Origin of the sequence: uncultured Chitinophaga sp. (genome assembly GCF_902168175.1) — a bacterium.
Lineage (GTDB): Bacteria > Bacteroidota > Bacteroidia > Chitinophagales > Chitinophagaceae > Chitinophaga.
This window is the reverse complement of the sequence record NZ_CABHOU010000032.1, coordinates 69,729-92,312: the sequence shown is the minus strand read 5'-3', so window position 1 is coordinate 92,312 and position 22,584 is coordinate 69,729. Positions and strand designations below refer to the sequence as shown.

Sequence of the window (22,584 nt, the reverse complement as noted above, 5' to 3'; positions counted from 1 at the left end):
TTAAAGAAAATCCGCTTTTTGTTTTATGCCGCTCGACCTTGAATATATCAATGAACTTTCTCTGAAAGAGATCGCCGGTACGATCACCGCCGAAGAACGGGTCGTTCTGGAGCAGGGTATAACCGAGGACATTAACGCACGGCGGTTTTACGAACACCTGCATCAGGGCCTTCGACAACTTCCCGGCAATGCTGTCACTCCTTCCGCTCCCATTACACCGCTGGTGCCTGCCGCCCGCAAAAAGTTTCCGAAACTGGCAGCAGCAGCATTGTTGCTGCTCATTGCCGGAGCCGGCACTTTCGCTTTGCTGAACCGGCCAGGCAAGCCAGCACAACTGGCCGTCAATAAACTGAATGCCGGTCAGGTGCAACTTTCTTTCGCTTCCGGCACTCATATGCAGCTGGGTAACCAGCAAGGCCGGCTGAAGGTAAACAACGTGTCATTATCCATTACCGGCGGTACCATTCAACTCCATACTACCGACACCACACATCCCGAAACGGTTACGCTGCGTGTTCCAAATGGGAGAGACTACAAAGTAGAACTTCAGGATGGCTCTATCATTTGGCTAAATGCGGCCAGTGCGGTCAGCTTCCGCGTACCGTTCCATGCGGGCAAGCGAAGCGTATATATTGAGGGCGAAGCGTATTTAAAGATAGCCCCAAACGCCGGCCAACCATTTATTGTGCAGCTCCCTCACTCGCAGGTGCAGGTGCTGGGTACAGAATTTAATGTAAACAGCTACGATAGCCGCCACGATGCTATTGCCCTGCTCTCCGGCAGCGTGCGGGTAAAAAGTGGTGCCGACAGCCTGGTGCTGCGGCCTGGCTCCCAGGCAACTGGCAATGGGCGTAATAAAATACTGGTTAATAAATTTGATGCCATGGAACTACTCGCCTGGCGCGATGGTTTGCAGTTGCTCGACAATGCAGATATCGCCGAGATACAGGCCAGTATCGTTCGTAACTTTGCCCTCCAGGTAAAGATCACAGGCGAAGCCGATAAATTCCAGTCTTTTACCGGTACGGTGGAAAGAAAGAAACCGGTAAGCGTGTTTCTTGAAAAGCTGAAAGAGGCGGAGATCATCAATGGCTATAACTTTAGCGCCGATAGTGTGATCTACTTGAAATAATGCAGTATTTAAGTTTAGATCTGGTCAATCCGTATAATTATAATGAAATGGGCGTCTCTTTTCTTTGAGACGCCCATTTTTCATGCATTGCATTTATCATCCCCTAAAAATTTACACCCACACTTCCGCCAACCGTATACCGGTCGTTGAATTCGTAGCTGCTTGTTTTCCAATACCGGCCGCAGGCTTTAACAAATATGGCCTGCCTGCCGCCTTCTTTTATTTTAGATGACCAGGTAACCGGCAATTCCAGTTTCACGTAGTCGGACGCCAGGTAACGGTAATCGTTTGTTTCCAGTTCGGTAACAGTGGGATAATCGGGATGGGCACCGTTGTACCCGTAACCTGCTGTGAAGTTGCGGTTGTAACCTACGTTGAGGCCCACCAGCAGCCGCGATTCTTTGTTGCCGGGCAATACAATGTTTACTTTACCACCAGCCTGTGTATACACCTGCTCTATCTTTTTAAAAGATGCGGGCATCAGGTACTTGTCGTCGAGTTTTGTATACATGGCAGAAAGGTCGGCCATCCAGCTGTATTCTTCTCCACGTTTGGCGGTGATGCGATATATACCGCCAGCCTCCTGTGTTCCGTAGGTAGAGCGTACGTACCTGGCCAGTGATTTCCAACCGCTTAACGGATCACGTTCGGTGATGTACTGGATACCGTCCATATCACGCTGGTAGTATTGTAAACCCAGGCTGTGCAGGAAACGGGGTGTTTGCTTTTGCAGCGTAACATTTGCTTTCCAGGATTTACGCAGTACGGAAGCACCGTCTCTTGGCACCGTGAAAGATATCTGTAAATCTTCAGCCTCCACTTTATAAGTGGCATCTACTAACAGGCTGATATCACCCTTGTAGGCATACTGCAAAGCACCGCCCCAGGCATCACCTTCGTAGTTATTGGTACGGCCACTGCCCACCTGGCTAACTGCTGTACCCAGGCCGTACAGTTCATAGTAGGTTTGGTCTACGTAGGTATTTACATTCGACATACTTCCTTCTTCCTTCATATTGCTATACTCCAGGTTGAAACCAATATGCTGCCGGTCATTAAGACTGTACACTACACCGGGTTTCACGGCTATCGAATAATAATAGTTCTCTGTACGGATATCGCGCTGTTTGGCACCGCTGGACGCTTTGTACTGCGCACCCAATCCCCACGACCACCGGCCAAAAGCACGGGTAGCAGCGTTGAACTGCAGGTCGTAGTGTTGTAATGTCCAGTCGCTGGCATTCAGGTCGGCCACTATGAACGGCATACCGCGATAGGGATCGATGATGGACGCGTTGAACTTTGTTTCCTTTACGGCATCGCGTGTATAGTTGAATTTGCCGCTGAGGTAGAAAATACCGGCATCCAGTCCGCCTTCGGTTTGCACCAGTTGCCTGTTACCGGAAGCCCCCTGCTGCGGCCGGCGAAAATCGCCACCATAAGCTTCGTATCCGCCCAATACCGACGCATAACGGGTAGGTTTATCCAGTTTAAGTCCTGCCGGGTTGCCCGATTGTTCCCAAAGGTTTTGCTGGCGGCGCCATTCCAGGGAAGCCGGGGTATTAGCGGCTTCCTGTGCTGAGGCTACCTGGGAAGCGGCAGCCAGTGCCATTGTGATATATAACTTCTTCATGAATTTGCTGTTTAGATGCATTACTTAGTATGGTTCCAGGCCGGCATTTTAGCGCCATGGCGCCTGAACTGCGGTACTACACCACGCTCAAAATCGTCGGTACTGTTATTACTATCTGTATAAATCGGAGAACCGTCGGCATTAGTTGCACCCACTTTGCGGGCTACGCCCAGTGAGTTATAGGTAGCGCCCACATACGTCATACCGGCATCCAGTACAGAAGGCACACGTTTCGCGTTAATAGAGTTCTGGTTATTCCCTGCTTCTACTGCATCCAGAATATAAGGGATCGGTATTTTGGCGTACTGCATCGTAGACGTGCTGCCAAGGTTACGTGTTCTTAGGCTGGCATTATTAACCGGGTCGTACACCTCTCCTTCGGGTACGCGGAAAATAACATAAGCTCCGCCGAATACAGAAACAAGGTATTGCGGCAGCGTTCCTTTGGAAGCACTGGCATTATAAAACACATGCGTCATATCTACCGCCGGCTGGCCGGGGAAGTTCGGGTTATCCATATTAAACTCAAACTCTGCCGGGAAACAGTTGATAGGCGAGGTTGGACTGTATTGTGGTAACTGGTGATTAGCCGCCCACTGCGCAATGGAAAAAGATTCGCCGGGTTGCAACGGGTACGTGGTGCCGTTGCCGGGTATTTTCCAGATGCGTTCTGCATAGGCATAATTGCTGCCGTCTTCCGCAGGCCATGTAGGCAATGTGGTAGTAGCCGTAGCTGGTGTCAGGTTGGCAAAATACAACCCATCGAGGTAAATGGTTTCGTCGGAGTTGTTGTAGATCTCGTAGAATTGGTTACGGAAATAAAAAGGGTTGGTACCTGCGAAAAATATCTCCGAAAACACCAGCGGACTTACCTTCAAACCGCTTACCGGTATCTCTATCGCCGAATTATTTTTGATAATGGGATAGTTGATTTTTGCCCCGTTCAGGTAATACACCTCTCCGTTAGCCGCTTCTACCCTGCCGGAAATATTGATACTGTACATACCCGGTATCAGTCCTTCGATTTTTGTAGTGCCGGCTGTCAGTTCCTTTTCCAGTTTAAACCCTTCCGCGAAGTTTTCGAATACGATCTTTAAACCTGCGGTAGAAGTAACACCGGGAATGTCTACCGGGGCCGTGATGTTCACCCCGTAGGCCCCGATCGTTTCCGCGTCGCGCGCCTCCTCTATCTTTTTACAGCCCGCCAGTAATAAAGGTACTGCCAATGCTGCTACTATTTGTTTTATGTATTTCATGTGTCGGCTGTTAAAGTGTTAACGATAATTCCAGTCCAAAGAAAAACTGGTTACCCCGGCGGTTAAAGCTGCCCGGCGTCCGTTTCGATTCCGACACCTGGTAGGTGCGGAACATGTTATTGGCAAAGAACGATACGCGCATGAAGTCGGCCACCTCTTTGGTAACGTTGATGTTAAAGGTTACCAGCGGCGGATAGGTTTCTTTCACTTCCGTAATCCTGTTCACGTTGCGCAGCAGGCTTTTGAACTCGGGCTCTTCTTTTTTGGATGCATCGAAATCATATACCTGTCCGTCGTTTTTAGAAATATATTTTACGGGGATAGAATCGTTGCCGAAGCTCTCCCAGTTGCGCTGGTCCCATATTACCTGCGTGGTAAACGTGATCACGAAACCGATGCCGGGAATGTTATGCGTAGCACGAAGGCTGGTGATCAGCGATTCGTCGTAACGTTTGTTCATACCTTTTTCATACAGGCCCACATGCGTTCTGGCGGCACCAGCGGTACCGCTGAAGTCGTCGAAGTACAGGTAGTCTTTATTGTAACTCTGTGTCCGCATCCAGGCGCCGTTGGCGGCAAAGGCAGTACGGATAGATTTAAAGCGGCCGAGGTCCAGATCGGCTTCCAGGCCTTTGGTAACCGCTACCTGGTTATTGGTAGGCATGTAATAAGAGGCCAGTACCCTGTTGCTCGCCGTGAGGTTATAAACGGGTTGTGTAGCGCCTGCCACACGGGTGTATTCGTTAAACAATAAAGAATGATGGCCGGCGATAGCGTTGCCCATGGTGTAACCATTTTTCATGCTTTCACGGAAAGCGGTCACGCGCAGGGTAGCTTGTTTCACGTTTAACTGTAACCCTAATTCTGATTTCTCATTCTTCGCGATCTCCAGGTCTTTGTTTTCGGTATTGAATACTCGTGTAGTCGTCATCAGTACCCGCTGATCGGCCGGTATACTTTCGTTGGCCAGTTCATTGATGTTCACGTACTCGAAGAAGGCGTTTTCCGGACTGAGGTAAAGCATGGCAGGCGCTTTGGCCAGCTGCCCCCAGGCACCGTTCAGGCTTAGCCAGCCGGGTATCAGTTCCAGGTTGGCATTAATACGGGGCGAAAGCGCGTTCCGGTCGCCGGTAAAACGATCGTAGCGCAAACCGGCGGTAATTTCGAGGCGATTGCCGGCTATGGTAGCGAAGAAACGTTCTTCTGCGAAGAGGCCCAACTGCGTCAATGCCGGAATATCATCATAAGCCCTTGTTCTGAAAGAAGCATTGAGGGCGGATAAATTACGATAAGGCGGTGTGCTGTCAGCAAAGGTTTTACCGGCGCCGAGGTTTTTATCGGTCTTGAAATCGGCACCCAGCACCCAGCGGTGGCGGGTATTTCCAATTTTGTTGAAGAAGGTAGCAGCCAGTTTGAAATAGGTATTCAGCTCTTTACCATCAATGTTGTAACGGCCCACATAAGTACTGGGCAGGTATACAGCGTATTTGCCATTATCAGCGCCGTTCAGTTTATTGCCTGCTGCATCGGTAGCATCCAAACCCGGACGGTTGGTAAGTATGGTACCGTCCGTAGTGGTCATGGAGTACGGTGCATTAGCCGCCGTGTATTGCGTTTCGTAGTAGCTCGATTTATCCGTAAGCCCTACCCTGGCCACATAGTTCAGGTTACGTAACCATTTATCGCTGAACGTAACGTTACCACGGGTATTGAAGATAAAGCCGAGGTCGCGGCCATCAGAAGCGGTTTTGGTGATCTCATCGTCGGGGTTACGTTTACGGGTGTCTTTTCCGTAGATGAGGTCCAATGCAGTGGTAGTTGACCAGCGCCTGAAAAAGGTATTAGAATACAGGGCCTTGCCGGTAAAACGCTGGTAGCGGAGGTACTGCTGTACCGGATCGTTCGTATTGTAGGCATAGTCCAAACCCAGGTTTATGGCACCATTGTTTTTACCGAGGCTCATCCCTTTATTGGCCGATACCTGGTATACATTCGGGTTCGTACGTGCCTGCACCGTAAGCGGTTGTTCCCCTGCTTTCGTATTCACGATCACCACGCCCGAAGTTACATCCCCATATTCCACTCCCGGTACACCGCGGATCACCTCTACCGATTCTACGTTGTTCATGGAAATACTACGCACATCAAAACCACCGCCTGGTGAAGCACCGCCTGCCATTGCACCAGTAGCACCGGCCACTGCGGGCGACATGGTTTGCATATTGGCATTATTCGACATCGGTGCGCCGTTCATCATCACCGTAGTACCAAAGGCATTCAGGTTCGAAGATGCGGTACCCACGCTGCGGATATTCAACTGTTTGGCATTGGTCAGGTTGGGGTTCACCGTAATACCGCCAGGCAACAGGGCCATTACGTCCGCCAGACTGTTCGCCTGCAGATGATCAATAGCGGTGCGCGAAATAACGGAAGAGGTACCCGCGGTACCCGAGCCAGGTTTTGCTATGATAACAATGTCTGCAAGACGAAAGTCCGCGTTCTGCATCGTAAACTCCAGCGCTTTATCCGCATTTACGGTAATGATACTGTCGATGTTTACTTTGCCCAGGTGCCGCACACTTAAGGTAGTAGTACCGGCCGGCACGTTGGGAAGTTCGAAATTCCCTTTCGCATCTGCCTGCACCGTAATGCCGTAAACGTTTAGCAGTACCGTTGCATGAGGCAATGGTAACCGGCCCTTCGGCGTATTTTCGTACACAGCGCCCGTGAGCTTATAACCCGTATGGCGTTGCTGGGCAAAGAGCGCCCCTGCCGACAGTAAGAGCAAGAGTATCCCTGCAATTACACGGCGTGTAAAAGATAGATATAGTTCCATAATAGAAGTTTACAGTGGCCTAATGTTGATGGCCCATATTTTCAGGATTGATCATGATGTGTGCTTTGAAAGTACCGGCGCTCATCAGCCAGGGCATACCGGGGATGTTTGGCTCCGTTGGCATTCCCGTACTGGCGGCTGTTGCATAGGGAACGTACACCACGTAACGGCGCGTACCATTTTTGATCTCGCCCGTTGCCGGCACCAGGTCCTCATCTTTCCCATAATACCCATACAGGATAGTAGGATCTTTAGGGAAAGGCAATGTACCTGCTTTAATTTCCGCATCGCGGATGGTATCTTTTTCGTTGATGCGTTTACCCTGTGCAGCCAGTTCCCTGCCACGGGCCATAAAGGGCTCCAGGCGTTTGGGATAAGCATACACGTATACACCGATCTGCTTTGGATTAGGTGCCAGGCAAACCATATCGTTGGTACCCTCCCGCAGGGTGACCCATTTACCTTCGGGTGTACAGCCTACTACGGTAGCACCTTCGCGAAACTCTTCGGGCGCGGCCATTAAAGCCGCGCGTATCTGTACGTCCGCAGGTAATATTGTTTTCTTCTTCGCCTGGCCGAAAAGCAGCTGTGGCAGTAAAAAGAGGATCGATAATATCGTTACTTTGTTCATCTTCTCTTATTAATTCAATTACATGAATATGCGCAGGTTCTTATGCGCCTGTTTTTTCAACTCTGTTGAGTAAGCATTGCTGTTGTCTATTTCGCGGCACAGTGCGATGATCTCCTGTTTGCGCCATGATTTCGGGAACCAGCTTAACGCTTCCAGGGCTGCGATCCTTACAGCAGCGGTGTTCTTATCATCTTTCACCACCGTTACCAATGCCGGAATCGTCTGGTGATAACGATAAGCGCGCATGGTCGTGATCTCGAACAGGCGGCTTCTATCGGAGCGCGATTTATCGAGGATGGTATCGATCATCGCGTTCACTTTCTTCTCCGACGCCCTGATCGACTTCTCCAGATCTGTGCGGGTGGTTTCGAAATGTACCATGGTGCTATCGTTCACCTGTTTGTGAATTTCTTTAAGTGATTCGTTGGCATCCAGGAAAGTGAGTGCGCCACGTATTTTAAACGCAATACGTTCTGAGTGATAATCATTCACGATCATACTGATGGTTGGCGCCACGAACTCAGTGCTGCCATTTTCTACGATCTCATACAGCGCCCTGCGGCGGATGAACTCGTAAGGATCGGCGGTAGCTGCTTTTACCACGCTGCGGTAATCTTCATTATCCAGGCGTTCGAGCAGTACAAAAGCCTGCATACGCGTGGTTTCATAAGGAGAAGTGAAGTAAGCGTTTTTCAGTATCGCTGAATACGCTGCCACCTTTAACTGTTCGCCGAGGTAAATCAGCGCCAGTGCGCGCAAATCGGCATCGGGCCTGTTCAGCATATTTTTCCAGTAGGCAACGGATTGTTTTACGGTAATGGCCGCATTTACATCCGGACCGTTACCACCCTGGAAAGCGAACGTAGGATCGCCCATGATGTGGGTTTCCAGGTAAGCTACGTGTTTAAACCAGTTACCTACACGCGCGCCATGCTGCAGGATACCCAACAGCTGGTCGGGCCAGAGGTCCTGCAATACGCCGATGCTGTTAGCAATAGCCACGATGTTGCGGCCGCCTGAAAATGGATAATAACCTGCAATATATTCATCGAGGTGGAAAGAGCCGGTAAGGCAGTTGTCCATCATCACGAACCTTGCATTGGGCTTCGTCGCCTGTATATCGTCAATATGAATATCGAGGTTGCGGTTAAAGATCGAGTCTTTGATGATCTGTTCGCGGTCCAGGGCATTGTCCATCCAGGCCATCGGTACGCCCAGCCACTTTACGTAACTTTCTTTGGCGGCCTGTATATCCTTGCCGTCTTCTTTCGCGGCCTGTATTTTAGAACGCAGGTAACGGGTAACGTTTTCGATAGAAGGCGCCACGGCCGACACGTACGGGTAACCGTTGATCAGCTGGATGTCCGTATCGCCATGCCCGTGCATAATAGCAATGTCTGTTTGCGGCTGTTTAAGCGCCGACAGCAGGCTGAATTTCAGAAAAGGATCGTTCTGGAAAGAGAATATTTTTACCTGGCGGCCAGGCAGGAACAAGTCCGGGAACTGGTTGCGGAAGGCCAGCAGCTCGCCCGACTGTGAGTTAAACGATTCGGAGTTGTAACCGTGTGCGGTGGAGATAAACACGTCATCGATCCTGTTCTTTTCCTTCTTCTCCTTCACCACTTTGACCAGGTACTCGCGAATCAGCTCGTATTTGGTTTTACTCGCCACCACCGGTGGTTTAATACGGGCGGTATAGATATTCATGCGGATCTGCTGCGCGCCATCCGGACTAATCGAATAGTAGAAATAGTCCTTACGGGCCGAGTCCTGTTTAATAAAATCGAACTCCAGGTGGAAGTCGTCGTAGAAACGGTCTGACGGCACAGAAGATCGCTGCCAGTTAATCTTCTGGTTCATTTTAAAGGTAGACGTGAGGTACTGCGCGTCGCGTACCATTGCAATGGGAATATCACCCACCAGTACCGCCCCTTCAATCGGCTGCGAACGGCTATACAGCTCCTTCAGCAACTTACGGAGTTCCGCGGGGCTTGCCCAGTTACCCGATACGATGTAAGTACCCAGGCCCGACTGTTCTACCGACATGCGGTAGGCATCGATTTCCTGTTTAGCCTGGCGGTAGGTTTCCTCATCTACCACAATAGCAAAGCTGGTTTTTGATTTTACAGACGGTGGTTGTACCTGTTGCGCCTTAGTGGCAATAGTAAATGCCATCCCGAAAGATATAAGGCATACCCGTTTAAATGTGCTCCAATTCATCTTATTGTTCTCCGTTTTTTTATCTCCTGAGCAAATCACATGTGGGTTAACGGGAATGAAAAAGTTGGCAAAGCGCAAAAGTACAACGCACTTCGTTTATCCATTTACGCAATGCGGAAAATTATCGTTAGTAGTTATTCCATTTTCTCCATAATGAAACAGCGCTCTTATCCTTACTCCTGGCCGCTTTATATCGCTCAAGCGTAACTTGCGCATTGCGGAAAATAACAGAGTCGATCTGGGAGGGATTGTGCCCCTTGGGCATAGCGTAGGTAAAATATCCCTTCTGACCTGCATACACTGGTATCGCGAAAAAGTCACGGGGCACCAGGCGTACCGTGGTATCCTGTTCCGCTTTTATAAAGAAATCCACCGCATAATCGGGATAACCGAAAAAGTAACCATAGGCCCGGTTACGGTCGTACGGCTTTTCAAATTCTATAACCGACAACACCACCGCAGGATCGCTGGCGGCTGTAAAACCCCACTGGTTAAAGAAAGCAGCGTGTTGCTCCAGTACCGCGGCAAATTTACTTTTCCGTACCGCATAAATTTCCATCATCCGTTTATGACCATACGCCTGTGCAAAAGGCACCATGATAAACCGGTGGTCCCCTTTACTCAGCTTCTCGCAAATGCGGGCATACTTAGCCGCCAGTGCCGGCAGACTGTCCGGATGTGTTACTACCGGATCGCCGTCCTTTGCTGTGGCCGATTTGGCGACCGGGTACTGCAGGTACTTTACACTGCTGATAGGTTTAAGCGTATCGAGCAGTGTGTATATAGCTTCATGGTCCAATGCCCAGGTGAGCATACTATCGGCCAGGGCCGTTTCTTCTTTATTGAGCGAGGTATTGGATAACTGGCGGGTGGTAGCGCAGGCCGCCATGGTAAGGGAGATGAGTAGTACAGGTAAAATTCGCATGCAGGCATTTGTTATGTTAAGAAAATACGTTGCCCTCCCCTAACCGGTAGGCGCCAGCCAGGCAAAACGGAGCTTTAATATTTTGCAACTATGGTGCAAATATATACTAATCAAATCGGGAATACCAAGACCAAAGCGGAATTTAATTTTGGGAGATGTGGTAAACAGGTGTAAAATGCGGGATATCTGCCAGAAAAACACTCATTGTAAAAACGAGGCTGCTAAAGGCTTTTAGAGGAATTATTCCAGCGGGTTAAGGCGATTAAAATGCCTCCCGGATGTAATCCTCAAACATCCATCATCTAATTTCCACCAGTCACGCCAGCAGCATGGTCAACAAAAGGACATAAACCGCAGATTTCATTGGACGTACTTCAGTTTCGATGTTCTAAAGGACCGTGCAACTACAGGCCCAGTTTCCTAAGCAGACGCCTGAAGAACGACGGTGTGCCCGATGCCGTAGTATCCTGCTTTGGCATTAGCCCCGTTGCTACTCCTGCCTTTTTATATTTTTTAAACGGAACATCAAAACTCAGTTCATCCGCATCGCCCGTATCTAATCTAACACCCAGGTGCCGGGCGGCCACACCGAACGTAAAATCCTCCATCATCTGGTCTTCTGCGTACTCATATACTATTTCATCATCAAACTCACTGCTGAATAAACGGACACCATCTTTCAGGATAGAATTTGCATATATCGGCACTTCTTCTTCCAGCTGTTCGCCAAACTCCACAACCGGCGTGTCGGACGATATCATTTTATAACGGATACGTACCCCGTCTTTTGCCAGGGCATACAGGTGGTAGTTAACAACACTGTGGCAGGCTGTGGTCAATATTTCCGAACCTGGGAAAAGGGCAGACAATTTCGCTTCGTATGCTGCGGGCTGTTCTACCCCGGCCCTTTCCAGGCTATTGGTGAGCTGGTAATCATCACAAATGATCACACAATTATTGAAGTAGCCGATATTCACCGACTTATCGTTCGGGTACATGGCGTCTTCCAACGTAGTATCGCCTGTATACTCGTAAGCCGTTAGGCCAAGCTGGTCCAGCAAGGTACGTTCATCCACAGGGGAAGAAGGGGCAAGAATAGTAATGATGGATGATTTGTATCCCATGGTATAGCGTTTTGCGGGCATAAAGTAGCAAAATTACCCGGCAACGCAAAAAACCGTACAGGCACTGCGACCCATACGGCTTCGATTTAATCAATCTTCACTTACGGAATGATCCGTTCTCTCCTCAATTCTTCAAAAAGATCAAAAAAGGAATGCCTTGTATCCTGATAGGCGCTAAAACCCAGGTTGCGGCTGTTCGCCATATCTGTCATTACTTCAATCGGCCGGCCTAAATCAAGGTCAGTGTGCCAGGGCGACACCAGCCGTACCAGGTTATCCTCCACCAGTCCGTGTTTGATAGTGATGGTACGCCATAAGCCCGCATCGCCCTGCATCTGCTGTTGCAAAGGTTTCGCTTTGCCCGCAAACCCTTCCCAGCTTACCCCGAACCACTCAGCGATCTTCGGCCATAACCAGCTCCAGCGGAATACATCCCCATTAGCAATATTAAAGGCCGTATTGGCAGCAGCAGGCGTACTGGCCGCCCACACCAGCTGCTTCGCCAGTATGCGCGCGTCCGTTAGGTCAGACACGCCATTCCACTGTGCTTCCGATCCCGGCCAGGTGAACGGCTCCCCTGTCTGTTTACAGATGCTCGCATATACGGCCAGCGTAGTACCCATATTCATCAGGTTACCCACCGCCGAACCAATGATCGTATGTGGGCGGTGTATACTCCAGGTAAACCCATCCCGCGCAGCGGCAGCATACACTTCATCTTCCTGCGCGTAATAGAAATTAGGGTAACTCAGCCTCGGCTGCTCTTCCCTGATCGGCGTAGCTGGCAATGTACCAGTATTGGCATACGCCTCAAAAGGCCCGAGATAATGTTTTAACCCGGTAACCAGCGCCACATGCTGCACCGACTTCTTAGGCGACAGCACCTCCAGCAGGTTGCGTACGAGTGTAGCATTTACTTTGATATTTTCTTCCTCCGATTCCCTGCGCATCCAGGTGGTGAAGAACACATGTGTGGGATTAATATCGTGTAAAACTGTTTGCAATGCGGCTACATCCAACAGGTCCACTGCCAGCGGCTTCATGCCTGTTATATTTATTTCAGGATTACGGGCAATACCGTACGTAGTCCAGCCATCGTTCAGGAGTTGTTTGGCGAGGTTGTTCCCGGCAATACCGGTTACGCCAACCACCAGGGCAATTTTTTCCATGCTGTAATAATTTTACACAAAATTACCCTGGCTATGCCTGGCCACACTTGACCTGTAGCAATAAAAAAACTTGATCTGGATCAATCATTTCGCCTGCCTCTTCCGGATACGGGAGATCGTTTCCGGTGCCAGTCCGAGGTAAGAGGCGATCAGGTTTTGCGGTAAACGTTGTACGATCTGCGGGAAGTTATTGGCAAAGCCGAGGTACTTTTCTTCGGCAGAGTCGGTGATAGAACTGATGAGGCGTTTGTCTTTCGTAACAAGACTGTTCTGGTAAAGTATGCGGAAGTAGCGTTCCATCTTCGGGATTTTTTGTAGCAGCTCCTCGTAATTTTCTCTTGAGATCATCAGCAGCTCCGTATCCTCAATCGCGTCGATATTCAGCATACCCGGCACCGCGTTCACAAAGCTTCCGAAATCCGATATCCACCAGCCTTCCGATCCGAAAAGGCTGATATGTTCAATGCCTTTTTCATCGATGTTAAATGCTTTGACAAGGCCTTTTGCCACGAAGGATAAATGGGTGCAAATGGCGCCTTCCTGGAGAAGGTACTGCCGGCGGCGGAGGAGTTTGGGGGTGAAGTATGGGAGGATGAGAGAGTTGTCCGCTTCGGTGAGCGGGACTTTTTGGTGGATGTGGGTGAGGAGGGTGTTGGTGGTCATGGAACGATTTGGGCAAAGGTAAAAGTTTTGGAGGAAAGATGGCTTACAAGCCCAGGCATTGCAATTTTCCAGATGCTTCGTTCCTATTCACAACAAACGCCAACGTATAGACATACGTCGGCGCTATGAAAAAAAAAAGAAACAAAACATCAACCAAATCCCAAATTAAATTGTGTCATAATCGACCCCAAAGATATCGTAGTAATCCCTCCCTGCCTGGCATGGCGCAATGATGTAATAGGCGGCAGGTCTTCAACCAGGCATCCGACGATCCCGCCCTGCCGGCTAAGTCCATCAGAATTACTGTAATTACCTGCTTTGTAAAACTCCGGCCGGCCTGTTGCAAGTACTTTTGCAAACATCTGTAATGTTGCATCTCTTCCGGCATCCCAACCTGGTGCATTAAAACGCATGATGGATATACCGCCATCATAATATTGGTCTACCAAATTATTTGTCAAAATCATGTTACTGCATTTGTCGTCCGAAAACACACCCAGTAGTTCATTGTCACTATCGTCCAATACCAAATGATGGTAGGGGTCATGATGCAACCAATCCTCTACTACCAACACCAGCGGAAGGTCGTTGGGTAGACAACTTTGGAGATCACTTACGCTGGCATGAAACAGGGACTTTGATCCGACCGTCTGATAGTGCAACTGGTCCAACGGCCATAAAACCTCGTCGTCCGCAAATGGATTACCGGCCTTGATTTCTTCTATATTTCTTTGCAAGGGCACCTCCTTCTCTCTCACTACCCAGTACGAAGCAGTATCCAGCAATCCTCCCTCTTCCTCCATGGTGCTAAAAAACTGCTCGGTATCCATTGGATAATCTAACATCACGTTGCTGTAATCGCTATGCCGCTGGTGAATGGGAACTTCGTAACAATTGCCATAAAAGATGATCTGCAATTCAACACTCTCGTCATTTAAACAAATAAGCTTTTCCAGCACCATCGCCCAATTCTTATGGCCATCACTAAAAAGGCTCATCCGGGACGACAGCAGGTGCTCTTTCATCTCCAGCAATTGCATCGGTTTAATTCCTTCTGTTTTTTGTGCGTCGCGGATAGCTGTAATAATTTCTTTTGGTAACAAAGTCTTTTTCATAACATATGATTTAATGTATCACAAAGGTGTACCATTCCCATTTATTCCCCTTACCACCCTCGTCAAAAAATTGTGCAGCTTTGTCATTCCTTTGCCGAAATAACGTCCGTATTTTTTTGGTCATTTAATATACAGTCAGTAACTTCATTAGGATTCCCACCAAAACAAATATGGGCAGATAGCCCCCCAAACCAAATCGTTATGAATTTCCATTTCCCTGAAAATCCAGAGGTGAAGGTTATTCCTCACCCTGCACCACATCTCTTCGATGGCCTTTTTAAGTATTGTGACGTAATAGAACACAGAGGCGCATTTGGAGAAATTTATCAGCAAACTGACACCGGCATCCGCAATGAGGCGACGCTTCACCATTTTAAATTCGGATCGTCGGCCAATGCCTATCTTAACCTTGATGAACCAGCCATCTACCTCAGTTACATCAACGAAGGCAGACTGGACGCAAGACATGAACATCTTGGTGAGTTATGGCAGAGTTTCCGTACCTGCAGTCTTTGGTATCTTCCTGCCGGACAGCATATTTTCGAGATTGGGAGTGGAAATTGCATTTCGGTAAAAGTAAAAGTGAGCCTCCAGTCAATAAAAGAGCTTGCAAAAAACCACCCGGAATTGCATGAATTTTATGAACGCGCTACCACATTAAACCCTGAAGGATGGAGGCTTCCTTACCTTGCAATCGGTCAAAAAACGCGTACTTTACTGCGCAGGCTAAACAATCTTACACAGATAGGCCCTACCAGGCAGATATCGCTCGACGCATTGCTGGACGAACTATTATTACAGTTCATCCAGGATCTCGACAAGACTAAAACATCTGGCAATGATACCTATCAGTACAATGAGGAAGATATTGAAGCAATCCTGAATGCCAGAGATGAAATTTTGCACAGGAAATACCACAACATCCCCATTCCCGCACTCGCCCTACAATTCGGCATGCCTTACCGGAAGTTTAGCCGCTACTGTAAAAAAGTGTTGCATATTACCGTTGCTGATGAAATAAGGCTTAAGAAAATACAGTCGGCCTGCGAGTTATTGGTAAAAACAGACAACTCTATCAACCTGATAGCAGATGAAGTTGGATATGAAAACCATTCAGCTTTTACCAGGGCATTTAGTAAGACAATGGGATGTACTCCGAGCGCCTACCGCAGGCATCATCGAGAGTCCAACCGGATCAAACATGATGCAGACACGTGATTCAAGTCCGCAAAAAATTAAGGCCGGCCACAATACCCGTCCTTGAGCAGTAGCAAGGTATGTTTATGTACTCAAATTCACTACATCCATCCAGATGTTACTACGGTTTCCCGGCAAATCGAAAGCACATACTTGTAAATGGAAGGCTGAGGCATTGATTACATCTTCCGTTGCAGTATATATCCAGGCATGGCTGTCCGGTATTTCCTGGTATGCACAGCCTTCCTCTACAAACACGCTGTCGGCGGTAAATATCTGCACACATACACGATCTACAAATACATTATCTGTGGCGGAGATGATAAGCGTATCTCCTACCCTGCCTTTGTATCCACCAGTTTGAACACCGCCGATACAGGGCGCCTTAAAGTAATCAGAAAGTGCAAGATGATAGATGGAACGCTGATCGCCGGCCAGCATCGTATACATCATCGTTAGCCGGTTATCTGCTGTTACCTTTTTCGCCCAGGTGTTGGCCCGGGTCATGTTTGCCACGGCCTGCTGCTGTAGAAGGCTGGTTACCTTCGGAGGCTTCAGATGTCCGGTAAACGATTTAGACGGCTCTACCATCATTGGATGGTTGGCTGACAGCCTTCCGGGAGGAGTAAATTGTCGTTTTTTCATAACTATGGTTTAATTAATAAATGATGATCACAAATGTCCGGCATCCATCATATTTATAATTACCATGTTGGTAAAATGATTGTGCAGGTTTGTAATTTTTGTTCCGGCATCAATTAAACAATCCCTCCCGCTGTAACCTTGCCCGTAGTTCATCCTCCGTCGGCAATACCAGGCTGTATTTGGACGCGAACAGCTGCTTACTTTCCTCCAGTATGCTATATTTCACCATGGTATTGTCTTTATCGGCGCAGAGGATCATTCCTAACGTGGGGCTGTCACCAGTTCCCTTCACCAGGTCTTCAAACATCCTCACATACATATCCATCTGGCCAATATCCTGGTGTGAAAGTGCTGTTATTTTAAGATCGATCAGGATAAAACATTTGAGGATGTAATTGTAAAATACCAGGTCGATGTAAAAGTGCCGTGTTTCCGTACTGATCCGGTACTGTCGCGACACGAAAGCAAATCCCTTACCCATTTCCAGCAGGAACAGCTGCAGCTTGCCGATGATCGCCGTTTCCAGCTCACTCTCCGAAGCTTCCGGTGGCAGGTCGGCCCCCAGGAATTCCAGTACATACGGATCTTTGATGAACCGGGAGGTGTCTACCTCGCCCTTAACAGCTGCCGCCCCTGTACGGGTAGAGAGCAACCGTTCATAGTAAAGGCTGTTAATATTTCGTTCCAGCAAACGTGTGCTCCAGAATTGCGAAGATGCTTCAGACAGATAATACATCCTGGCTTCGGGATTGCTGATCCGCATGATTAACCGGTAATGCGTCCAGCTCAATTGGTAACGCACTGCGTTGCCAATGTCGAGATCGGGGAATACCAGGTAAAACTGCCGGAAGTTCTTCAGATTTGCTACCGAAAATGTACCATTACCTTCGGATGCCAGGCAGGTAGACAACTGCTCTAACAGGTATTGCCCATATCCGGCTCGTGCCTTACCCTGCTGCTCCTCCTCTACTATTCGCCGGCCTATCCGCCAGTAAGCCGTAACCATGGAGGTATTGATGCTCTGGCATACCTGTTTCCTTGCCTCTGATAATAGTTGATGAATATCAGCAGCTATTAATGCAATCGATTTTTCATTACTTATAGCTCGTTTTTTCATTTTTTTATAGTTTATGATAGAAAAGAAGGGCGCACCGGTGGGTGCGCCCTGGTTTGTATTACAAAGTGATTTCAAGTGAGCCCATATTGCCCGGCATATCCGTTGCCGTTACCTGTATGATGCTACCTGCACGACCCTGATTTGCTGCCGTAACCGTGTACAGCCACTTTCTCCTTCCTCTCGGATCCAGTAACGCAGCTCCTTCTTCCAGGAGTTCGCCAGCCGAATCGAGGATACGAACATCGACAGCCACCACGCGAAAATCATCTTTCGCCTTTATCGTGATAAGGTCACCAACTACACCTTTGTAGGCCGTTGCGTCAATCTTATACACCGTTGGTGCGATGAAGTAGTCACGAACGATCGTACCACGAAGTGTTTTACCCGACTCCAGTTCCTGCTGGTAAATGGCCTTCAATTCGGCATCTCCCAGTATTTCCTGTGCATAGTCCGAAGCTTCTGCAAACTTGTCGCGCTGCTCCATTTGTCCTTCCGTAGGCTCCCTGTTGGGATCCAGTTTCGGCATACGGCTCGCCACCGTTCGATTGCCCTGTTTGCGGTATACGATCTGTTTGGCGACGTTCCCGCGCAGACCTTCTATGAAAATGTTATTATCAATATGTGCCATAAAAAATTTGTTTTAAATGATTAAAAAAACCGTTTTGAATAATTGTGAATAAAAGTTGTCAGCCCGCATCTGGAAGGAGATTCAGGATGTCGCTCCTCATCCTTAGCCTGAGCGATGCTTCCATTCCGCCGGCCGACATAACAAAAGTAAATCAGCGGGCATGCGTAAAAATCCGGCGGTGGGTGGTAACGGTTATTCTGGTGGGTGGCCACGGTCTTTTGAGTAAGTGAGACGTTATTTCCATCGACCATCCTTCGTGGATCGTTCGAGTATCCTTGCTGATCGTTGCTAATTTTTTAATTCCACAGCGGGTTTCAGCATAGTTTCAGCAAGGTCACAGCAACAAATCAGCAGTTTTCAGCAAGGCTACAGCAACACTTCAGCAATCTCACAGCAACAAACTGCTCCTTTTCAGCAACGATCGTCGAACGATCCTCGAACGATCCTGCTAAATCCTTATATTTGAAATACCGTCGAAGAGAATGAACTAACCTGCAAAAAATAAACAACATGTTAAATACACCGGTATTTATCAACGATGGCGGTATACTCAGAAAAATCAACCTGGAGGACCTGCTTGTTCTCGAAGTAGAGGATAACTATGTGCGCTATATTACACATTCGAAAGAGTACTGCTCCAAGTCGACATTGGAAAATGCCCTCAATAGCCTGCCCGATGGAAGCTTTGTACGGGTAAACAGGGCTTGCGCGGTGGCGTTGCGTCATATAGAGCAGATGGACAGGCAACATGTGACGGTTGGGGGGCAGCAGTTGGTGTTGTCGCGGGGGTATTATAAGGGGATCAGGGAGAGGATTTGTGTGTTGGGGGAAGGGAAGAAATTGTGAGGGAAAGTTCGGAGTAACATCTGCCGTTCGGCAGTAAGCGATGAGTTCCATAATAAACAGCATCGTACGCTTTTTTCCTGTTCAACTAAAGCAATTTCTCATCAATTCCATATCCCGTCGGGGCATCCCGATTTCCCTTGCTACATCAGCCCAATGGCTGACCACTTCTACAGTGTGGCTAATAATTTGTTCACGCGTAATTGCTTTTATCCGAAACCGATCTGCTACTTCCCGTACCAGATCGATATCATGATCGTTACTATGTTCCGAGATATTTAAACTTGAACCGTAAGTATTTGGCACAGGGTTTATATCATAGGCCGGCGAAAGTTTCCAGCCACGATCAGTAAGGAGAAAGCCATGGTTCCGGAGGTGATCGTCTGTATTAGATACATTTACATAAAATACGATTCGCCGCCACAGTTCCTCCATATCTCTTGTTGGCGTAGCTCCGTATTGTACGATAAATTCCGCCAGGTCCAAATAGGAAGCCGTGGCACCATCTGTTTTACCTAAAAGTGTCATTGCGGATGCAAAGTGAAAACGACCTTGCGATGTTCGGTCGAAGCGCTTTGACAAGAAAGTGTGGTGTTGATGCGAATACCTGCGCGCCTCGCTTACCGCTATATCTAATCCTACACGTGTACCCAAAATATTAACTACTTGCTCCCAACCGCCCACATCATGAGTATCATTTCTGCTAGGAAATTTCGCTATCCATAAATGTCCGTCAGTATCCACAATACTAGCTTTAGGCCGGGCACCACCAAGCGAAGAACCTGGAGACATCAATAAATTAAGCCATTGCGTAAAAGCCGGATCTTCCGTCGCGTCTTCCCGTTCGAGCGCCAAACTAGCCTCTTCAAGTGTTCGCAGAGATGTTAAGGGCGGCGCAGCCATCGCGTCCCTATTATCCAGAAAAGGCCCATTAATATCCAACTTAAAACGGAGCGCACCCATCCTGTACAGATCATGTACCCCCATGAGATAGTCGCTTTCAAGCAATGTTTTCGGCCGTCTTTCTTCTCCTCTTGCCAAATGCGCTTCCCGCCTCTGCATTAACACCCTTCCCCATCGATCAGGAGAAGAGTCGGTGAACAGTCCGAAATTTAGCTTTTCGTAATTGAGGTATTGAGGACCAGTGAAAAGATGTAAATCTGGATCTAACAAAAGTGCAGGAGGGCTTAACAGCCAGTTAGAATCATATGTAAAGGAGAAAGTCTCCCGCCCACGGCCAGATTCAATTTTTAATATCCCCATTAATCTTTCACCTTTAAGCTCCAACCAATCCGCGTACACGTATATAAGTTTGTTCTGTGCGACATTTTTTGCCATTCCTATTCCTTTTTCTTTTTATTCAATAACTCCGCATCCTGAAGCTTCCGCCCTAACGGATCGTCGGCTGCTACTTTCAACAGGTCGTTACTGAGTCCGAGTACAAATAGCACCTGTAGATACGATGACATAGCCACACCTGGTTCACCCTTTTCTATAAGTTGTAATGTTGAACGAGCAATACCACCTCTTTCGGCCACCTGTTCTTCGGATAGCCGTCGGCGTTTGCGGGCAAGCTTTATGTTAGTCCCCAACTCCCTCAAAGTGTGTTCTGCCGAAGGGAGCAAACTTAGCCTTTTAGTTCTCATTGACTGTTATTTCAGTCAAATATACACTAAATGACCGAAATATCAGTCATTTGATAGAATTCGCGGCCCGCAGCGTATGGTGCGTGACTGCGCCCATAATCGTTGGCTCATTAGTTGCGGGAACATGTTAAATCTGCTTAAAAATGGACAAACCCTCTGTACCTCGAAACATAGCCCGCCTATTACTTGGATTAATACTGGCATTCGCCGGTATCGGCCATCTGACCTTTGCAAGCACCGAATTTCACGCACAGGTACCGCCATGGGTACCGTTCGATGCCGACCTTGTAGTTTTGCTGTCTGGCGTAGCAGAGCTGATCCTTGGCGTGTCGCTCCTGGTAATGATACGCTACCGCGTGATGATAGGATGGATAATTGCTGCGTTTTTTGTGGCCGTATTTCCCGGCAACATCGCACAATGGGCAAATCAGCGCGAGGCTTTCGGGCTTAATACGGATACTGCCAGGTTAATACGGCTGTTCTTCCAACCCGTATTGGTGGTCTGGGCCTTATGGTGTACAGGTGCCTGGGGTACATGGAGGAAGCGCGAACCGGCGTCAAGAGGATGGACGAGTTTATCGCGTGAACGTTAACAATGCATCACATTCAGCACATCACTCCATTTCCTAACATTATTTGGCCATACCCCTCCTTTTCCCTAATTTCTCCCCACAAACCACCCCATTATGCCTAAATCTGTACGAACTAAGCCGTCCGATTCCACGGCGGAAAAAAAAGTGAGCCTCACCTACCAGCAGCTGTTCAGCTATACGCTATTCGTGATTACGTTCGGCGCTTCTGTGTACACCTTTTTTAACGCTATCCCCAAACTGGAAGCACTGAATAAAGATGTAAACAAGCTGGATAAAGATATCAGTGTGCTGACGGAACGGGTCGAAAACATCAAGGCCAACCGAAAATAATCAACTTGAAACATCTTACCACGGCCCTGAACTACCTATCCATACTCTTTTGCACTGCGATGCTCTGCATCTTTGTGCAAATTAATCTGCTTGAACATCGGTATCAGCAGGCGGTACGGCAACGCATTCAACTCAGGAACAAACTAACGGCCCATGTCGAAAATCTACCTGCTACCGACACGATGAAGACTGAAACGGTTGAGTATATGCCCGTTAAAGCACCCATGAAGATTACCGCGGTCAAAGAACCGCCTTTACCACCTCCTCCACCGTCGGTAAAAGACACACTTGCAGCGGAGAGCAAAAAAACCACGGATACCGGCCGCTTTCAATTCCGAGGTGAAATAAACAATGCCGCCATCCGGATCAACAGGCACCAAAAGATCGACAACCTAAGTATGGATATCGTACTCGACTACAAAGAGGCCCGGCAGAAGCATATAACATTATCTTACGCCTCTCTTAAGCTGACAGAGTTAAAGGAGGGTGGACCGGTACTTCATAACATTAAGACCGAACGCGTAAGGTTTGGTGGCGGCAAAACGGAATTCATCTGTGTTTTCCGGGAAGTCCTGAAGAATATTCCGCCGCTGTCCAGTGTAAACCCGTTGAACAACCTTTCTGAAAGAATTTTCACATTCAAAGGGGTAGTGAAAGACAAACAAACAATAGAGGGTACGCTGGTGTGGAAGGACCTGGAGGATGATCTGATCAGTACACATGTAGTAACCACGACTATTACACTGACACACGTGCCGCGGCGGACTTTGTAAAGCCCTGCCAGGCAATCATAACGTAAAACGGGGCTGCCTCTTTTTGAAACAACCCCATTCGATAAAAGACTACTGGATTAAACAACCCTTAGCCGCACCCTACTTTGT

Annotated in this window: 21 protein-coding genes; 6 read left to right on the top strand and 15 right to left on the bottom strand. The window is 48.3% G+C overall.

Annotated features, from left to right (window positions below; all coding sequences use genetic code 11):
* Window positions 1-25: 25 nt before the first annotated feature.
* Window positions 26-1,132, top strand: a complete 1,107-nt coding sequence (locus QZT80_RS07075; protein WP_295119725.1) for a FecR family protein — start codon at window positions 26-28, stop codon at window positions 1,130-1,132.
* 103 nt (window positions 1,133-1,235) lie between these two features.
* On the opposite strand, the gene QZT80_RS07070 is transcribed toward QZT80_RS07075, so the two are convergent.
* The 10 genes from QZT80_RS07070 to QZT80_RS07025 all read right to left on the bottom strand — a co-directional run bounded on the left by QZT80_RS07070 (window position 1,236) and on the right by QZT80_RS07025 (window position 14,704).
* Window positions 1,236-2,765 (bottom strand): DUF6850 family outer membrane beta-barrel protein, encoded by a 1,530-nt coding sequence (locus tag QZT80_RS07070; protein ID WP_295119722.1) that lies wholly within the window; start codon window positions 2,763-2,765, stop codon window positions 1,236-1,238.
* Between the two features lie 20 nt (window positions 2,766-2,785).
* Window positions 2,786-4,021: a DUF4876 domain-containing protein gene (locus tag QZT80_RS07065; protein ID WP_295119719.1), complete on the bottom strand. Its 1,236-nt coding sequence runs from the start codon at window positions 4,019-4,021 to the stop codon at window positions 2,786-2,788.
* A 10-nt stretch (window positions 4,022-4,031) separates the two neighbouring features.
* Window positions 4,032-6,857 (bottom strand): TonB-dependent receptor plug domain-containing protein, encoded by a 2,826-nt coding sequence (locus QZT80_RS07060; RefSeq protein ID WP_295119716.1) that lies wholly within the window; start codon window positions 6,855-6,857, stop codon window positions 4,032-4,034.
* Window positions 6,858-6,876: 19 nt separating this feature from the next.
* Window positions 6,877-7,488: a hypothetical protein gene (locus QZT80_RS07055; RefSeq protein ID WP_295119713.1), complete on the bottom strand. Its 612-nt coding sequence runs from the start codon at window positions 7,486-7,488 to the stop codon at window positions 6,877-6,879.
* Between the two features lie 18 nt (window positions 7,489-7,506).
* Complete coding sequence (locus QZT80_RS07050; protein WP_295119710.1) at window positions 7,507-9,663, bottom strand: hypothetical protein; 2,157 nt, start codon at window positions 9,661-9,663, stop codon at window positions 7,507-7,509.
* A gap of 172 nt (window positions 9,664-9,835) precedes the next feature.
* A complete protein-coding gene (locus tag QZT80_RS07045) occupies window positions 9,836-10,633 on the bottom strand; it encodes a hypothetical protein (protein ID WP_295119707.1) in 798 nt (265 codons plus the stop codon).
* A 404-nt stretch (window positions 10,634-11,037) separates the two neighbouring features.
* A complete protein-coding gene (locus QZT80_RS07040; RefSeq protein ID WP_295119704.1) occupies window positions 11,038-11,778 on the bottom strand; it encodes a hypothetical protein in 741 nt (246 codons plus the stop codon).
* Between the two features lie 80 nt (window positions 11,779-11,858).
* Window positions 11,859-12,926 carry an SDR family oxidoreductase gene (locus QZT80_RS07035; protein ID WP_295119701.1) on the bottom strand — a complete coding sequence of 356 codons (1,068 nt, stop codon included), beginning with the start codon at window positions 12,924-12,926 and terminating at the stop codon, window positions 11,859-11,861.
* An 84-nt stretch (window positions 12,927-13,010) separates the two neighbouring features.
* Complete coding sequence (locus tag QZT80_RS07030; protein WP_295119698.1) at window positions 13,011-13,589, bottom strand: Crp/Fnr family transcriptional regulator; 579 nt, start codon at window positions 13,587-13,589, stop codon at window positions 13,011-13,013.
* Window positions 13,590-13,738: 149 nt separating this feature from the next.
* Entirely contained in the window at window positions 13,739-14,704 is a 966-nt protein-coding gene (locus QZT80_RS07025) for a hypothetical protein (protein ID WP_295119695.1), read from the bottom strand.
* 201 nt (window positions 14,705-14,905) lie between these two features.
* Between QZT80_RS07025 and QZT80_RS07020 the strand changes: the two genes are divergently transcribed.
* Window positions 14,906-15,922, top strand: a complete 1,017-nt coding sequence (locus tag QZT80_RS07020; RefSeq protein ID WP_295119692.1) for an AraC family transcriptional regulator — start codon at window positions 14,906-14,908, stop codon at window positions 15,920-15,922.
* A gap of 63 nt (window positions 15,923-15,985) precedes the next feature.
* Here the strand turns inward: QZT80_RS07020 and QZT80_RS07015 are convergent, their stop codons facing one another.
* The 3 genes from QZT80_RS07015 to QZT80_RS07005 form a co-directional block, all read right to left on the bottom strand.
* Complete coding sequence (locus QZT80_RS07015; protein ID WP_295119689.1) at window positions 15,986-16,546, bottom strand: hypothetical protein; 561 nt, start codon at window positions 16,544-16,546, stop codon at window positions 15,986-15,988.
* A 109-nt stretch (window positions 16,547-16,655) separates the two neighbouring features.
* Window positions 16,656-17,663, bottom strand: a complete 1,008-nt coding sequence (locus QZT80_RS07010) for a PDDEXK nuclease domain-containing protein (RefSeq protein WP_295119686.1) — start codon at window positions 17,661-17,663, stop codon at window positions 16,656-16,658.
* A gap of 58 nt (window positions 17,664-17,721) precedes the next feature.
* Window positions 17,722-18,291 carry a hypothetical protein gene (locus QZT80_RS07005; RefSeq protein WP_295119684.1) on the bottom strand — a complete coding sequence of 190 codons (570 nt, stop codon included), beginning with the start codon at window positions 18,289-18,291 and terminating at the stop codon, window positions 17,722-17,724.
* A gap of 510 nt (window positions 18,292-18,801) precedes the next feature.
* Between QZT80_RS07005 and QZT80_RS07000 the strand changes: the two genes are divergently transcribed.
* Window positions 18,802-19,137, top strand: coding sequence for a LytTR family DNA-binding domain-containing protein (locus QZT80_RS07000; RefSeq protein ID WP_295119681.1), 336 nt, complete (start codon window positions 18,802-18,804; stop codon window positions 19,135-19,137).
* Window positions 19,138-19,218: 81 nt separating this feature from the next.
* Here the strand turns inward: QZT80_RS07000 and QZT80_RS06995 are convergent, their stop codons facing one another.
* Both QZT80_RS06995 and QZT80_RS06990 read right to left on the bottom strand, forming a co-directional pair.
* Window positions 19,219-20,472: a type II toxin-antitoxin system HipA family toxin gene (locus QZT80_RS06995; protein ID WP_295119678.1), complete on the bottom strand. Its 1,254-nt coding sequence runs from the start codon at window positions 20,470-20,472 to the stop codon at window positions 19,219-19,221.
* Between the two features lie 2 nt (window positions 20,473-20,474).
* Window positions 20,475-20,780, bottom strand: a complete 306-nt coding sequence (locus QZT80_RS06990) for a helix-turn-helix domain-containing protein (RefSeq protein ID WP_295119675.1) — start codon at window positions 20,778-20,780, stop codon at window positions 20,475-20,477.
* Between the two features lie 143 nt (window positions 20,781-20,923).
* Here QZT80_RS06990 and QZT80_RS06985 point away from each other — a divergent pair, with 143 nt between their 5' ends.
* From QZT80_RS06985 to QZT80_RS06975, 3 genes are all read left to right on the top strand, one after another.
* Window positions 20,924-21,373: a hypothetical protein gene (locus tag QZT80_RS06985; protein WP_295119672.1), complete on the top strand. Its 450-nt coding sequence runs from the start codon at window positions 20,924-20,926 to the stop codon at window positions 21,371-21,373.
* A gap of 93 nt (window positions 21,374-21,466) precedes the next feature.
* Window positions 21,467-21,703, top strand: a complete 237-nt coding sequence (locus QZT80_RS06980; RefSeq protein ID WP_295119669.1) for a hypothetical protein — start codon at window positions 21,467-21,469, stop codon at window positions 21,701-21,703.
* 5 nt (window positions 21,704-21,708) lie between these two features.
* Window positions 21,709-22,476 (top strand): hypothetical protein, encoded by a 768-nt coding sequence (locus tag QZT80_RS06975; RefSeq protein ID WP_295119667.1) that lies wholly within the window; start codon window positions 21,709-21,711, stop codon window positions 22,474-22,476.
* The last annotated feature ends 108 nt before the right edge of the window (window positions 22,477-22,584 follow it).

Excerpts from the sequence above, each read along its gene's own strand:
- QZT80_RS07075 (WP_295119725.1), top strand. The coding sequence starts at position 26 with ATGCCGCTCGACCTTGAATATATCAATGAACTTTCTCTGAAAGAGATC.
- QZT80_RS07070 (WP_295119722.1), bottom strand. The coding sequence starts at position 2,765 with ATGAAGAAGTTATATATCACAATGGCACTGGCTGCCGCTTCCCAGGTA.
- QZT80_RS07065 (WP_295119719.1), bottom strand. The coding sequence starts at position 4,021 with ATGAAATACATAAAACAAATAGTAGCAGCATTGGCAGTACCTTTATTA.
- QZT80_RS07060 (WP_295119716.1), bottom strand. The coding sequence starts at position 6,857 with ATGGAACTATATCTATCTTTTACACGCCGTGTAATTGCAGGGATACTC.
- QZT80_RS07055 (WP_295119713.1), bottom strand. The coding sequence starts at position 7,488 with ATGAACAAAGTAACGATATTATCGATCCTCTTTTTACTGCCACAGCTG.
- QZT80_RS07050 (WP_295119710.1), bottom strand. The coding sequence starts at position 9,663 with ATGGCATTTACTATTGCCACTAAGGCGCAACAGGTACAACCACCGTCT.
- QZT80_RS07045 (WP_295119707.1), bottom strand. The coding sequence starts at position 10,633 with ATGCGAATTTTACCTGTACTACTCATCTCCCTTACCATGGCGGCCTGC.
- QZT80_RS07040 (WP_295119704.1), bottom strand. The coding sequence starts at position 11,778 with ATGCCCGCAAAACGCTATACCATGGGATACAAATCATCCATCATTACT.
- QZT80_RS07035 (WP_295119701.1), bottom strand. The coding sequence starts at position 12,926 with ATGGAAAAAATTGCCCTGGTGGTTGGCGTAACCGGTATTGCCGGGAAC.
- QZT80_RS07030 (WP_295119698.1), bottom strand. The coding sequence starts at position 13,589 with ATGACCACCAACACCCTCCTCACCCACATCCACCAAAAAGTCCCGCTC.
- QZT80_RS07025 (WP_295119695.1), bottom strand. The coding sequence starts at position 14,704 with ATGAAAAAGACTTTGTTACCAAAAGAAATTATTACAGCTATCCGCGAC.
- QZT80_RS07020 (WP_295119692.1), top strand. The coding sequence starts at position 14,906 with ATGAATTTCCATTTCCCTGAAAATCCAGAGGTGAAGGTTATTCCTCAC.
- QZT80_RS07015 (WP_295119689.1), bottom strand. The coding sequence starts at position 16,546 with ATGAAAAAACGACAATTTACTCCTCCCGGAAGGCTGTCAGCCAACCAT.
- QZT80_RS07010 (WP_295119686.1), bottom strand. The coding sequence starts at position 17,663 with ATGAAAAAACGAGCTATAAGTAATGAAAAATCGATTGCATTAATAGCT.
- QZT80_RS07005 (WP_295119684.1), bottom strand. The coding sequence starts at position 18,291 with ATGGCACATATTGATAATAACATTTTCATAGAAGGTCTGCGCGGGAAC.
- QZT80_RS07000 (WP_295119681.1), top strand. The coding sequence starts at position 18,802 with ATGTTAAATACACCGGTATTTATCAACGATGGCGGTATACTCAGAAAA.
- QZT80_RS06995 (WP_295119678.1), bottom strand. The coding sequence starts at position 20,472 with ATGGCAAAAAATGTCGCACAGAACAAACTTATATACGTGTACGCGGAT.
- QZT80_RS06990 (WP_295119675.1), bottom strand. The coding sequence starts at position 20,780 with ATGAGAACTAAAAGGCTAAGTTTGCTCCCTTCGGCAGAACACACTTTG.
- QZT80_RS06985 (WP_295119672.1), top strand. The coding sequence starts at position 20,924 with ATGGACAAACCCTCTGTACCTCGAAACATAGCCCGCCTATTACTTGGA.
- QZT80_RS06980 (WP_295119669.1), top strand. The coding sequence starts at position 21,467 with ATGCCTAAATCTGTACGAACTAAGCCGTCCGATTCCACGGCGGAAAAA.